Source organism: Actinospica durhamensis (assembly GCF_018139695.1).
GTDB classification, from domain to species: Bacteria; Actinomycetota; Actinomycetes; order Streptomycetales; family Catenulisporaceae; genus Actinospica; species Actinospica durhamensis.
The window spans coordinates 1-429 of sequence record NZ_JAGSOG010000779.1; the positions used below are offsets into that span (position 1 = coordinate 1).

1 protein-coding gene is annotated in these 429 nt (G+C 70.4%); it reads right to left on the reverse strand.

What is annotated here, in order from left to right; translation table 11 throughout:
- Positions 1-429, reverse strand: a 429-nt coding sequence (locus KDL01_RS42185) for an aminotransferase class III-fold pyridoxal phosphate-dependent enzyme (RefSeq protein ID WP_212534306.1), incomplete at both ends; no start/stop codon positions are given.

Sequence of the window (429 nt, forward strand, 5' to 3'; positions counted from 1 at the left end):
TCCTTCAGGTCGTCGACGCAGGCCGCGACGAAGTCGTGGTCGTCGAGGGAGGCGAACGGGCCGCGGGTGCGCACGCCGCCGTGGACGTACAGGGTCTGCAGCGGGGACAGCGAGGTCGGGGACCAGCCGCGGTTGCCGGTGATGCCGACGGCGCTGAAGGAGCGGCCGTGGTAGCTGTTGCGCATCGCCAGGACCGTGTTGGTGCGCCGGTAGGTGGTGGCGAGCAGCAGGGCGGTGTCGTTGGCCTCGGTGCCGGAGGTGGTGAAGAACACCCGGGCGTCCGGGATGCCGCTCAAGTGGACGATGCGTTCGGCGAGTTCCACCATCGGCCGGTTGAGGTAGAGGGTGGAGGAGTGCAGGATCCGCCCGGCCTGCTCGCCGACCGCCTTGGTCACCTCGGGCAGGGCGTGGGCGGTCATGGTGGTGAGG